Below are 13,355 nucleotides of genomic sequence, written 5' to 3' on the forward strand. Positions count from 1 at the left end.
ATTATTTGTTTTGTGTAAGATTAAAAGAGTTTGTTAGTTTGCCCGATGCATTTAGCAGCTCATAGAAACGCTGGGTTATGTCGGCTTTAGAAAATGCTTCGTTTAGTTGTGTTTGTAGCTTTTGTACATCGGCTTCAAGCAGGTCGTTAGTGTCTACAAGGCCGTTGTCATATTTATCTTTTACAATACGGTAGTTTTCTTCCGCCTGTGTTACGGCTTCAGTATATACCCTGTTTTGTTTAAGTGCAAGGTTATAGTTTTCCTGTGCAGTTTTTACCTGTATTTTCACACTTTCTGTCATCAGGTCCAATTGCTGGTGTGTTTCGTTTCTACGGCTTTCGGCAGCTTTTACTTTTTTGCCGTTTTTCCATATTCCTGCAATGTCATAAGAAAGGCCTACACCCACGTTAGCGGCATTATACACCTCTACAAAGTCGGGTATATTAAGGTAAACATATCCGGCAGATAATGACAGGGAAGGGTAATATCCGGCTTTGGCAACTTTAATGTTGTTCTCTGCAGCCTTTTCTTCATAGCGCATGGCTTCAAGATCATTTCGTTGTGCTATGGCTTCGCTCTCACTAATAGCAACATCTGCGTTTTGGTTTTTAAAATAACCGTCCTTCACATCTATCTGTGTACTTTCGGGCATGTGCAGCAATGTTATAAGCTGGTAGTTTATAGTTGCCACATTTTTTTTGGCTTCATCAAGGCTTATTTGTATGTTGCTGGCCTGAAGTTTTGTTTTAAGAAGGTCATTACGGGCAATAAGACCGTTCTCTTCCATTGCTGTAAAGTCTTTAACCCTTTGGTTGGCACTTTTAAGGTTTTCTTCTATAAGTGCTACAGATTGTTGTGCTTTATATAGGTTTGTATATAAAGCAATAGTTTGCAACGCTACCTGGTCTTTAGTATCGGCAGCATTAAACGTTTGTGCTTTATAGGCATTTTCGCTGGCTGCAATACTGTTCTTTACTTTACCGCCTGCATATACAGGCACACTTGCATTAGCAAGTGCAAACATGGCACTGTTTACTTTTGGTGTAGATGAGCCTCCTGAAGATTCGCCCGATTCTCCTGAACTACTGCTTCCGGCAGATTTTAGATTTATGGTAGGGTCTGTAAGACGAAGGTACTGGCCACTTACCGTAAATGACGGATAGGCAGTGTTTTTTGTGTTTGCCAGTTCCAGTTTTGAGGTTTCTACCTTAGTGTCCGCCAGGTTCGCCTCGGTGCTTTTTGTAACTGCCATTTTTACGGCTTCATCCAGCGATAGCTGTTGCTTTTGTTGCGCGTGCATTGTGGCACCCGTAATAAGCAGAAACCCTATGGGCAGCATTTTTCTAATTTTCATTTGCTAAAAGCGCTTTAATGGTTTGTTTAATATGTAGTGTTAACTCGTTTGCAATGTATTGGTCAAACCCGGCATCGTCAAGGCCAAGAGTTTTTTGAAAATACAGTTTGTTGGTATGAAAATGGGTAAGGGTGCCTAATATAGTGGTAGGTATAAGCCCTATATTTATTCCACGCCTGAAAGACCCTTTATTCTGCCCGTCTTCTATTATTTTATTGAATATCTCGGAGTTTACTTTTTTGATCTCCATGAACGAATCCATGTTGAGTATCCTTTTCTTGGTAGAAAGTTCAAAATGCATTATTTGGTACATGCATTTGTTCTTATTTATTCGTGATATATACAGGTCTATAAGGCGATCCACTTTTTCAAAAGGGGAGAGGTCTTCTTTAAATATAGTCTCCAACTGCATTTTCATGCCCGATGTTCTATATATTATAAGTGTTTCGAGCAGTTTTTCTTTCGAACCAAAATAGTAGGATATCATGGCTATATTAACCCCGGCTGCCTTTGCTATAGTCCTTATAGATGCCCCATCAAATCCTTCCTCGGCAAATAGCTTTTCTGCCACCTGAAGGATCTCGATTTGTTTATCATTAAATTCTGTCATAACATAGGTTATAAATAACGGTACAAAGTTAAACACTTGTTTAAATTAAACGTTTGTTTAAATTGTTTATTAACAAAATATTAACATAAAACGATTTAGTATAAAATAAGATTTGGTCGTTAATTTTATATGGTTAACGACCGGATGATTAATTATTTATTAGACGGATAAAGAATAAAAATCCAAGCTACTTAGTAGTAAAATAATACTTTAATTATTTTCCTGTAACAGCTTTTTTGCTTTTCTTTTTTTCGAACAGATAGCCTAAAATTAGTCCTGTTACTGCCCAAAGGGGTATGCCAAGCAATAGTTTTTCTGTATTAAAACTTTCATGGTCTGCTAAAGGAAAAAGCACCATGGTAATAACATATAGTATACCGGCCCACACTAGGCCGGAACGAACCCACTTTTTCATGACATAAAATTTTATGTTATACAATAGGTTATTGATGCTCTTTTAGAAAGAGTATCATTATAAATGTACTGATTTTTTTGAAGATGAACAATGTTTAAGGCACTAAACATAACTATATATTTGTATAGCTTTTATGTTTTATTAATAATTTCTTTTTTAGCAACATAGTTATTATCCTATCTTTGCGGCTTCAAAAAAACACCTCATGATCACAGTAGATTCAGTTGCGGTACAGTTTGGAGGTACCACACTTTTTAGCGATGTTTCTTTTTCTATAAACGAGACCGATAAAATAGCCCTTATGGGTAAAAATGGCGCAGGAAAATCGACACTGCTAAAAATTATAGCAGGAGAAAATAAACCCTCGTCAGGGCAAATATCATCGCCTAAAGGAACTGTAATTGCTTACCTGCCACAGCACCTGCTTACTAAAGATGACGCAACCGTTTTTGAAGAAACTTCTAAAGCTTTTGAAGGCATTTTTAAAATGAAGGCCGAGATCGATGCACTTAACGAAGAGCTTACTGTGCGCACAGATTATGAGTCGGATGAGTATTACAAGATCATTGAGAAAGTGTCTGAGTTGAGTGAAAAGTTTTATTCTATCGAAGAAGTAAATTATGAGGCTGAAGTAGAGAAAGTACTTACAGGTATGGGTTTTACCCGCGAAGATTTTACAAGGCCAACATCTGAATTTAGCGGGGGATGGCGTATGCGTATAGAGCTTGCTAAAATACTTTTACAAAAGCCCGATCTTATTTTACTGGATGAGCCTACAAACCACATGGATATTGAGAGCATTCAATGGCTTGAGGATTTCCTTATAAACAGTGCAAAAGCAGTTATGGTAATTAGCCACGACCGCGCTTTTGTAGATAATATTACTACACGTACCATTGAGGTTACTATGGGACGTATTTATGATTATAAAGCTAAATACAGTCATTATTTAGAGTTGCGAAAAGACCGCCGTGCCCACCAGCAAAAGGCTTATGACGAGCAGCAAAAAATGATTGCCGAGAATATGGAATTTATTGAGCGTTTTAAAGGAACCTATTCTAAAACATTGCAGGTGCAGTCTCGTGTAAAAATGCTTGAAAAACTGGAGCTTGTAGAGGTAGACGAAGTAGATACATCGGCACTAAGGCTTAAGTTTCCGCCTGCACCAAGATCCGGACAGTATCCTGTAGTAGTTAGTGAATTAAGCAAGAAATATGGCGATCATGTAGTTTTTAATAACGCATCGATGGTTATTGAGCGTGGACAAAAATTGGCATTTTTGGGCAGGAACGGCGAAGGTAAATCTACTATGGTCAAAGCTATAATGAGCGAGATCGGTTATGACGGAGGTTCGCTTGAAATTGGCCACAATGTAAAAATTGGATACTTTGCCCAAAATCAGGCATCGTTATTAGATGGTGAACTTACTGTTTTTGAAACCATAGACCGTATTGCCGAAGGCGACATCCGTACACAGATAAAGAATATTCTGGGTGCATTTATGTTTAGCGGAGATGATACCACTAAAAAGGTAAAAGTGCTTTCGGGTGGCGAAAAAACACGCCTTGCCATGATAAAACTGCTTCTTGAACCGGTTAACGTACTGATACTGGATGAACCTACCAACCACCTTGATATGAAAACCAAGGACATAATAAAAGATGCACTTAATGCCTTTGACGGAACACTTATATTAGTATCTCACGACAGGGATTTTCTTGACGGATTGGTTACTAAAGTGTTCGAATTTGGTAATAAACGCGTTAAAGAACATTTTGAAGATATTAAAGGTTTCCTTGAACATAAAAAAATGGAAAACCTTAGAGATATAGAAAAGAAGTAAATGAAAATATTAAGCTCTGAAAATAACTATTATTTTCAGGGCTTTATTTATAGTGTAAATCAAGAATCAGTGTTGGCTAAACATTTCCATCATTTTATCAAGTGCATTTTCTGAATGCATTAATTCTCCGTTTACAACAGATTCTTCTGCAGCTATTGCTGCTCTTTTTTGCATATTAGTTTCGTAATGTGAAATAGCCTCATATAGGCTGCCAAATTTATCTGATATGAGGCATTCACTAAGTTCTAAAGCATCAAGCATTGCCATGTTTACTCCTTCTCCGGCAAATGGAGGCATTACATGGGCAGCATCGCCTAACATGGTTAAATTAGGCATTGTCTCCCATTGCTGATCTAACGGCATATAGTATATAGGTCGGGGCACAAAAGGAGTTGTAACATTTTCTATAAGCTCATCCCACTTACTGCCCCAATCGGAATATTCTTTTTTAAACCAGTCAAAAAAATGTTTTTTGTCGTTATAGTCAATACCATTGCTGTTGGTCCATGATTCGTCTGTTTTAATGCTAAGATAAAAACCGAAATCACCATCGCTTTTTTGACCGCCCAATATACATTTAGAACTTCCAAAAGCCATTATTTTGCCTCCTTTTACCATAGCATTTATATTTGGAATAGAAATTTTAGATTTGCCTACCGTGCCTTCGATCATTGTGATGCCTGAATATACTGATTTTATATCTGTAATATACGGACGGATTTTAGAGTTAGCACCATCGGCAGCAATTACAATATCAGCATAATGTGATGATCCGTTTTTAAAATGCAGGAGCCAGCCGTCATTTTGTTTTTCCATCGAAATAAAATGGCTGTCCCAAACAACCGTTTCCGGTTTTAAAGAATCTAAAAGTATATTTCTTAATGGCCCACGATCTATTTCGGGTCTAAAATATTTACTGCCAAAATTATATTCTTTTTTATCATCATGATCGCTAAAGCATATCTTAGCATTTTTATCAGTAATAATTTTTTTATCTGCTCCCGGCATAAAGTTTTGTTCAAACGCTGTTATTAGATCGGCTTTGCGTAAAGCCGCCAATCCGGATTCTTCGTGCAAATCAAGAGGAGAGCCCTGTACGCGGGCATTTTTATCAAAATCTCTTTCGTAAACATTTACATTTAAATCGTTAAGCTGCAGTAGTCTTGCTAATGTTAGGCCACCAGGGCCACCACCCACAATGGCAATTTGTTTATTTTGTAATTTCATGTCTTTTAAATTAATGACACAAAATTATCGCTGTTTTAAGACGGATAATAGTACAAATCGGTCGTTTTTATTTTTAGATAATTCTTTAGGTACTACACCCGAAAATTTCTTTATTTCTTTAATAAAGTAAGTCTGGTCAGTAAAATCTTCCTCAGGAAAAAGTTTGCCATGGGCAATATGTTCTAATGATTTTCTAAAGCGCAGTATAGTACAATAGGCTTTTAGTGAAAGCCCCAATGTTTGATTAAAGTAACGGTTTATTTGCCTGCTGCTCCACCCAACTTCATCTGCGAGCTGCTTAACAGTTGCTGAGCCATTTGATGCATATATCAGATCAAAAAGTTTTCTTTTACGATTATCAATATTTTGGGGTAGCAGTGATATTATTTTGCTTGTTACCTTTTGACAGAATGCTTCAAAATCTTTAGGTTGGTCTTCGGTAAATTCCCAGTAATCATGAGGCAACTCTTTCGCACTGTTAATAATATCGGCTATAGACAGTTTAAGAATATATTCAACAGCGAGTGGCTTGAAACTTACTACAAATGTGTGGGTGTGTGGCAAAACGTTTCTTGTTTCAGGAAAAGTTTCCAATCCTACAAGAGTAACATGATAGGGTTGTGATGCTGAGACAGAAAAAAACAGATCAACTCTGCCATCTGGCATTACAACAACTTCTTTAGGACTATCGGTAGGATTTTGAAACATACCAATACTTTCTACAAAGTCGGAGATTGTAGCTTCAGGTTTAACAAATTTATATACAAAATTACTGTGCATGTAGTGTCTGTTTTGCAATGTGAAAGTAAATTTATAAAACTTCTCATAGACTTATTTATAAAACTTTCTCAGAATTAATGGGTGAATTATTTTTTGTAATATTAAAAAATAGTGATTATGTTTGAAAAATTAATAAAAATTTATGGTTTAGTTAGGGGTTTGAAAACTTTGGTTGTTTTATTGCTAAAATCCCTACACCATGCAGCCAATATCTTTACCCCACCCGGGAAAACTGCTTATTATAGAGCCGTTAGATTATCCCAACCCTTATGATTTTCATCATCCGCACAGGCACGATTATTTTGAAATAATACTTATTAAAAGTGGCTGTGGGCAACAGTATATCGATTTCAATCCTTATTTAATACAACCTGGACAAATATTTACCGTCTACCCGGGGCAGGTACACTTAATGCAACGCGGCACTGCACAAGGGCTTTTGATACAGTTTAGAAAAGACATTTTTGAATTTATATACCCCTTGAGACATTACAATTTGTATTTTCCTGACCCTATTTTTGATCTTGACCCGGCAACTTTTGCGCGCCTGTATAATTTTGCCGAAAGTATTTTGAAACTCAATCAAACAGAGCAACTTTCGTCTTTATCTATTTACAAGGCATATAGTTACCTGCAAATTATACTCATAACCCTAACAGAGCATTATAATAATTATACCAATTTTCAGGATGCCAATTTAATAGTGCAGTTTTTGTCGTTGGTAACCCAACACATAAAATCGAAAAAGAAAGTTGCCGATTATTGCGATATTTTAGGGTGTAGCCCTGATAAACTTACAGCAGCCTGCAAGGCAGGTATCGCAAAAACACCTTTAAAGCTTATTCATGAAGAGACCATTTTAGAAATTCGCCGTCTTATGCTGCTTAACCAATTGTCGCTTAAGGAAATTGCCTATTATATGAACTTTGACAGTCCTGCTAATTTTAGCGCATTTATTAAAACCCACACAGGGCAAACACCATCTGAATTACAGGGATCTATTTTTAGAAAAGCATAAATTTAAGCTTTACATTAAAACTAAAATTATTAACGGTTTTTTAATAACTTCTGCTTCATTTGTAAAAAGTAGTTTTGTTTTTATAAAATTTAAATAAAAATGTTATGAAAACAATTACCACTTTGGCTATGGCAATAGCACTGCCTTTTATGGCAACTGCGCAGTTGCAAAACCCGGGCTTTGAACAATGGGCAATAGAGCCGGACGGAACAGATCAGACACAAGTAAATCGTCCACTTGGCTGGACCATAGACAATGGTCGTGGTTTAGGACCTGTAAATGCTAATTATTCTCCGGTTATAGAAGATGCCTTAACCGGTAATTATTCTTTAATGTTAGGGGTGTGGTATTCCTACTTAAAAGATATGGCTACACAAACCGCCCCAATATCTTACAGGCCTGCCGCACTAAAAGGACTGTATAAATATACGGATGCCATGCTTACCAGCGATGCAGGAGATTTGTATGATCTGGCATCTGTAACAGTACATTTAACGAAATGGAATGAGGCTGCCTCAAGGCATGATACAATTGGTACCGGACATGTTTTTTTAGGAGGTACAATCTTTGCCAGCGAATTTGAATGCGAAATAGTTTATACCAGTGACGAGATTCCGGATAGTATTACTGTAAAGTTTGACTGTTCTGTAATGGATCATGAAGGCTATCCGGTGCTATTCTCATCTTGGGGACAGAGCTCGCTTTTAACAATAGATAATATTGAACTGATTGAAGAAGAGTCTTCAGGCCGCTCGAGTCTTGGTACAGGCATGCAAAAACAAAAATATTTTGCGGTGTATCCTAATCCTACAACAGACGTTGTAAAATTTACAGACTTTAAAGGAGATGTAGAAGTTTATGATGCCACAGGAAAACTTGTTCTTTCTCAAAAACAAAAAGAAAGTATCTCTGTTTTGTCTCTACAACCCGGATTATATAATGTAAAACTTGATGATGGAAAAGCTATACATACGGCTAAATTCATTAAAAAGTAATCATTTATACTTACACTAACTCAAACACCCTAAGGCAGCGCAGTATTTTAAAGATGCGCTGCTTTTTATTTTTATAAACTACTGGTATTTAGTTTTAAAACTACAATTGTTTACGGTTTTTTAATAACTCTGTTTGATAATTCTTAGCATAAGTTTGTTATAATAAAACTTTAAAAGAAGAAATTATGAAAACAATTACTTATTTATTTTTAGCATTTATAGCGCCGTTTTTTGCTACTGCGCAATTACAAAATACAGATTTTGAAGAATGGATAAACCCGGTTACGGATGTAATATTTGCAAACAGGCCAGTTGGGTGGACTATTAGCAACGGGCGCGCAATTATGGAAGATACAAATACATATTTCCCTCCGGTTACTGATGTTCAAAATGGGAACTATGCCCTAAAAATGAGTATTTGGTATAATTATACTAAAGATATGGCAGAGCAAACTGCACCAATAGATTTTCGCCCAACAGCATTGGTTGGGTATTATAAATACACAGGCAACAGGGTTTATTCCGGAGTAGGGGAGATCGATGATAAGGCTTCGGCATCAATATATCTTACTAAATGGAATGAGGCTCTTTCGCACCAGGATACCATTGGAAGCGGAGATGTTTTACTTGATGCTTCAGAAGACTATATTCGTTTTGTTTGTCCTGTAGCATATACAAGTAATGAAATCCCTGATACTGTAAAAGTTTTATTAGATTGCTCTTTGATGAACAGGCCCGGTTATGCAAGTATTTTGGCTCCGGATGGAGTAGCTTCCTTTTTTACTGTAGATAATATAGCACTTACAGAAGAGGTCTTGAAAGGAGATGAATTGCAACAAAAGAAATTTAATGTCTATCCTAATCCGGTAGTCAACGCTTTAAGTTTAGATGGTTTTCAGGGGACAGTAACTATTTTTAATGCCCTAGGAAAGCTTGTTTTAAAAAACAACAATGTGCATACCGGAAAGATTGAAGTTACAGCTCTTCCATCGGGTATTTATTATTTGCAATTAAATAACAATAATGCCTTACAAAACATAAAGTTCATCAAACAATAATGTTTACCTTAAAATGCAGTATATGCATTGGTTTTAGTTTTCAATAATTTTATAGCGTGATTTTTTTTATTACCCTCCGTACAGCTTCTGTGTTTGGAGGGTTTTATTTTTTTAATTTCCTTTAAAAAGAAAAACAAAAGTTAAATGAGTTTGGTATTAGATCTGTGAAAATTATTTTTATATTAGAAGTAATTATGATAAAAACATGAGAAAAACGAGAATCCTGACATTGGTTGTTTTAGGTGCGCTTTTAAGTGTAATATCCTGTAAAAAATCAGGTAATACGGAAGTGCATGACCACAATGACAACGACACGAAAGAGATAGCATTAGACACTACACAATTTGGGGCTTTTTTTGAAAAACACCCAGATTTTAAAGAGTTTAGAGGCGAGATAGGTGAGCTTTACCGTAAGCATAACCATTATATATGGCACGAAAAAAAAGGATTTATAGAAATGGCAGAAGCGTTATACAATCGGGTAAACCAACTTGATGCCGATGGTTTGCCAAGAAAAATTCCTTATAAAAAAGAGCTTGACGAATTATTCGAAAATAATGGTAGGGGAGAAAGGCCCGATGTAAACTCTGAACTGCTTATAAGTTCTACTTATTTTTATTATGCCAAGAAAGTGCTGAATGGCTTAGATACTACAAAAAGCAAACAAACCGGATGGTTTTTACCTCGTGAAAAAACGGACTATGTAGCCTATCTTGATACATTGATGCAGGATCCAAAGCTGTTTAATAAAGATTCGGGTGAATTATTCAGTGGTTATTACAACCTAAAAAAAGGACTTAAAAAGTATAAAGATATTGAAGCAAAAGGCGGATGGCAGGAAATTGCATTGCCCGACGGAGTGAAATCTATAAAACAGGGGGATGATTATCCTGCCGTGGCACAATTAAGGGCGAGACTTTTTACTGAGGGCTATTTAAGCAGTGATTCTAAGTCAACAAAATTTGATGATGAGCTTGTAAAATCGGTTACAAGCTATGAAACCAGTCATTTCAGGCAATTTGATGGTAAAGTGGGGCCTGCAATTGTTAAGGAACTTAATATACCTGTAGAAAGCCGAATTAAGACTATTACGGTTAATATGGAGCGTTGCCGCTGGATTACTCCTGATATTGATAAGCAACAGGAATACATTGCCGTTAACATACCTTCATACAGGCTTCGATATGTGAGAGACGGTAAATTATTCATGATATCTAACGTAGTGGTAGGTAAAGAGCTAAATAAGACTGTTGTATTTAGCGGTAACATGAGTTATCTTGCCTTTGCCCCTTATTGGAACATTCCTAAAAGTATTTTAGAGAAAGAAATTAAACCTGGTATTGCAAAAAATCCAAACTATCTGGCAGAACATAATATGGAATGGCATGGCAATATGGTTAGGCAAAAACCAGGCGGACAAAACTCTTTAGGGAAAGTAAAGTTTATGTTTCCTAACTCTAACAACATCTATTTACATGATACTCCTGCTAAAAGTTTATTTAATGCCGATGACAGGGCTTTTAGCCACGGATGCGTTCGTGTGCAAAAGGCCAGAGATCTTGCCATTGCCATAACCAAAAAAGATGGTAACTGGACCGAGACTAAAGTAGATAAAGCTATGAATTCGGAAAAAGAAAGTACTTATGTGCTTAAAACTAAAATACCGGTATATATAACTTATTTTACAGCATGGGCAGATGAGAATGGGAGTGTCGTCTTTTTTAATGATGTTTATGAGCGTGATAACAGCCTGGCAGACCTGCTTTATAAATCTTAAATAAAAAATACTGATAAAAATTAAAATATATACTGCTTATATACAGTTGTTTAATAAATATCGTTAAAAATAGTAGTAAATATGTTTGTTAACTTAAAAAACAACTGTATATTTGCAACCGCAATGAGGGAATGAAAATTCTTGAATTAGGCCAAGGAGGGGAGATACTCAAGCGGCCAACGAGGACGGACTGTAAATCCGTTGGGAAACCTTCGCAGGTTCGAATCCTGCTCTCCCCACAAACTAAAAGCTTCAGTGTTTTACTGAGGCTTTTTTTGTGTTCTTATTTTGGATTCCAATACTCCTTAATCAAAGACTAATGTGGAAAATTTTAGAGCGATATTTCATAGAATGTCTTCGAATGACTAAATTTTATAATGAAAGATTCTCTCTCAAGGTTTTTTTGAAAAGATAATTTTTTAAGATTTTACTATATAGAATGGTAGAAGTGTCTTAAGTCAAAATTAATAAGGGATAATTAAGATTCTCTAATGTCTAATTTTATAAAGTGTGCTGATAGAATTATTCTGTAGTTTTTGTGTAATGAGTGACATAAATGTCGATAGAGGTATTTGGGTACGAAGTTTTGTTTCTTGAGGTGTATGTAAATTCAAAATTGTTGAGGCGTCATTTCAGGACTTTACATTTTAAATCTAAAAAATGGCTTTGATCCAAATTTAAAGCGTTTTAAAGTGGCTTAATGCTATATTTAGTACGGAAGTATAATAGGTAAATTTTTTAAACTACGTATTTTTTGAATGGCTAAGAATACAGGAGGGTGGGTAAAGTATAACTTCTAAAAATAAAGAAGAGTGAAACTAGGATGTCCGTTTCTACTTGTGTTGATTTATATTTAAACAATATGGGGTGAAATTTTATTTTCACCCCATATTATTATGTCTTAAGTGTTTATTCTTAAATTACTATATAAAATAAGCACTTTTAAAACTATTTATGTATTATACTGATTGCTTATTACTAAGAAACCTTTTGTAATACATGTAAGCAAAAATTATTCCTGAAATTCCTAATAGGAAAATTTTACCATTTAAAGAAACGTCATCTTCGTCTCCACCTTCTGGTCCGCCAGGTCCCTGACCTCCTGAGCCAGGCTGAGCAAATACAACTAAATTACTAACCAGCATAAAAGCTAGCATGTACCACTTTAAAAGACTATTCTTCATAATTTTGGGGTTTAAATTATAATACAAATATATACTATTTGTTTAAAAAACAAAAAAAAACACTCGTTTTTTTGTTTTTTAATATGTAATTAAAATTCACTCACAATTTATGATTTAAAGATGTGTTTATTCTGTTTGAAATGAAAAAATGTATCTTCAAAATAGCTAATTTTGTTTTGTTCTTACCTATTAGAGAACTATTTTATAGCATATAAAGACCTTAAATGAAATTGCTTAGAATAAATAAAAAATAGTACCAGCTATTTTTCAATAAAAATATAGTTAAGTATTATCAGCCTGGTACCATTCTGCAAAGGATGTCTCGGTCTCCTGTAATTTTAAAGAGTGTAAAAGAATGCCTTCAGGTAAATTTGTTTTTATCTTTTCAGCAAAATCTATAACCATGTTTTCACTTGTGGGTTGATAATCTACAAGTATTACATGATGTCCCCGGTCACTTAATTCTTTAGCTAATTCTACATGAGGTGTATTTTTATTAAAAACTGTTGCGTGATCAAAAACATCTACTATTTCCTGTTTCACAATTTTTTTTAAGTCGCCAAAATCAATAACCATTCCATATTTTACATTTTCAGTATCATCAATAGGGCTGCCCATAACGGTCACAGATAATTTATAGCTATGACCATGTACATTTTTACATTTGCCATCGTAGCCATAAAGCGCATGTCCCGTTTCAAAAGTAAATTGTTTGGTAATCCTTATTTTGCTCATTGTTTCTTAGGTTGAGTCTGCAAATTTACAAAATAAACACTTTAGTTAAAGTATACTCTAACATTGATGTTTTAAGAAAATAGGGCATTGAATAATATTACATGTTTTTAAGTGTTTAATTATTAGTTGATAAGAGTGAAAGTTAATCATCATTTGATAAATAAAACATAAAATTAAAAACTTTTTTTAGAAAAATGCTTGCAAAATTGAATATTGGTTGTATATTTGCACTCGAAACATCGCGGGATAGAGCAGTAGGCAGCTCGTCGGGCTCATAACCCGAAGGTCACAGGTTCGAGTCCTGTTCCCGCTACTAAGTGCAAATGCCCTCCAATAAACGGTTTTAGAGAAATTTAAAA

At 35.3% G+C, this 13,355-nt stretch carries 12 protein-coding genes and 2 tRNA genes; 7 read left to right on the forward strand and 7 right to left on the reverse strand.

The window, feature by feature from the left end; all coding sequences use genetic code 11:
- Window position 1 precedes the first annotated feature (1 nt).
- The 3 genes from GR160_RS02710 to GR160_RS02720 form a co-directional block, all read right to left on the reverse strand.
- The gene (locus tag GR160_RS02710) at window positions 2-1,354 is read right to left on the reverse strand and encodes a TolC family protein (RefSeq protein WP_160748291.1); all 1,353 of its coding nucleotides are present in this window, start codon (window positions 1,352-1,354) and stop codon (window positions 2-4) included.
- The gene (locus GR160_RS02715) at window positions 1,344-1,964 is read right to left on the reverse strand and encodes a TetR/AcrR family transcriptional regulator (RefSeq protein ID WP_160748292.1); all 621 of its coding nucleotides are present in this window, start codon (window positions 1,962-1,964) and stop codon (window positions 1,344-1,346) included. Before GR160_RS02715 ends, GR160_RS02710 begins: the two co-directional genes overlap by 11 nt.
- Before the next feature lie 214 nt (window positions 1,965-2,178).
- On the reverse strand, window positions 2,179-2,379 hold the full coding sequence (locus GR160_RS02720; protein WP_160748293.1) for a hypothetical protein: 201 nt from the start codon (window positions 2,377-2,379) through the stop codon (window positions 2,179-2,181).
- Window positions 2,380-2,584: 205 nt separating this feature from the next.
- Between GR160_RS02720 and GR160_RS02725 the strand changes: the two genes are divergently transcribed.
- On the forward strand, window positions 2,585-4,222 hold the full coding sequence (locus tag GR160_RS02725; RefSeq protein ID WP_160748294.1) for an ABC-F family ATP-binding cassette domain-containing protein: 1,638 nt from the start codon (window positions 2,585-2,587) through the stop codon (window positions 4,220-4,222).
- 66 nt (window positions 4,223-4,288) lie between these two features.
- Here GR160_RS02725 and GR160_RS02730 read toward each other — a convergent pair whose 3' ends face one another.
- Window positions 4,289-5,449, reverse strand: coding sequence for an NAD(P)/FAD-dependent oxidoreductase (locus tag GR160_RS02730; RefSeq protein WP_160748295.1), 1,161 nt, complete (start codon window positions 5,447-5,449; stop codon window positions 4,289-4,291).
- Window positions 5,450-5,473: 24 nt separating this feature from the next.
- Window positions 5,474-6,229 (reverse strand): AraC family transcriptional regulator, encoded by a 756-nt coding sequence (locus GR160_RS02735; RefSeq protein WP_160748296.1) that lies wholly within the window; start codon window positions 6,227-6,229, stop codon window positions 5,474-5,476.
- A 199-nt stretch (window positions 6,230-6,428) separates the two neighbouring features.
- Here GR160_RS02735 and GR160_RS02740 point away from each other — a divergent pair, with 199 nt between their 5' ends.
- The 5 genes from GR160_RS02740 to GR160_RS02760 all read left to right on the forward strand — a co-directional run bounded on the left by GR160_RS02740 (window position 6,429) and on the right by GR160_RS02760 (window position 11,316).
- Window positions 6,429-7,247 carry an AraC family transcriptional regulator gene (locus GR160_RS02740; RefSeq protein WP_160748297.1) on the forward strand — a complete coding sequence of 273 codons (819 nt, stop codon included), beginning with the start codon at window positions 6,429-6,431 and terminating at the stop codon, window positions 7,245-7,247.
- Window positions 7,248-7,351: 104 nt separating this feature from the next.
- A complete protein-coding gene (locus tag GR160_RS02745) occupies window positions 7,352-8,242 on the forward strand; it encodes a T9SS type A sorting domain-containing protein (protein ID WP_160748298.1) in 891 nt (296 codons plus the stop codon).
- A 185-nt stretch (window positions 8,243-8,427) separates the two neighbouring features.
- Complete coding sequence (locus GR160_RS02750) at window positions 8,428-9,300, forward strand: T9SS type A sorting domain-containing protein (RefSeq protein ID WP_160748299.1); 873 nt, start codon at window positions 8,428-8,430, stop codon at window positions 9,298-9,300.
- A gap of 205 nt (window positions 9,301-9,505) precedes the next feature.
- Complete coding sequence (locus GR160_RS02755; protein WP_160748300.1) at window positions 9,506-11,077, forward strand: murein L,D-transpeptidase; 1,572 nt, start codon at window positions 9,506-9,508, stop codon at window positions 11,075-11,077.
- Window positions 11,078-11,235: 158 nt separating this feature from the next.
- Window positions 11,236-11,316: transfer RNA gene (locus tag GR160_RS02760), tRNA-Tyr, on the forward strand.
- A gap of 720 nt (window positions 11,317-12,036) precedes the next feature.
- On the opposite strand, the gene GR160_RS02765 is transcribed toward GR160_RS02760, so the two are convergent.
- On the reverse strand, window positions 12,037-12,261 hold the full coding sequence (locus GR160_RS02765) for a hypothetical protein (RefSeq protein WP_160748301.1): 225 nt from the start codon (window positions 12,259-12,261) through the stop codon (window positions 12,037-12,039).
- A 282-nt stretch (window positions 12,262-12,543) separates the two neighbouring features.
- Window positions 12,544-12,996 carry a 6-carboxytetrahydropterin synthase gene (locus GR160_RS02770; RefSeq protein WP_160748302.1) on the reverse strand — a complete coding sequence of 151 codons (453 nt, stop codon included), beginning with the start codon at window positions 12,994-12,996 and terminating at the stop codon, window positions 12,544-12,546.
- Window positions 12,997-13,236: 240 nt separating this feature from the next.
- On the opposite strand from GR160_RS02770, the gene GR160_RS02775 reads away from it, so the two are divergent.
- Window positions 13,237-13,309 (forward strand) — tRNA-Met (locus GR160_RS02775).
- The last annotated feature ends 46 nt before the right edge of the window (window positions 13,310-13,355 follow it).

This window comes from Flavobacterium sp. Sd200 (assembly GCF_009826935.1).
Classification (GTDB): Bacteria; Bacteroidota; Bacteroidia; order Flavobacteriales; family Flavobacteriaceae; genus Flavobacterium.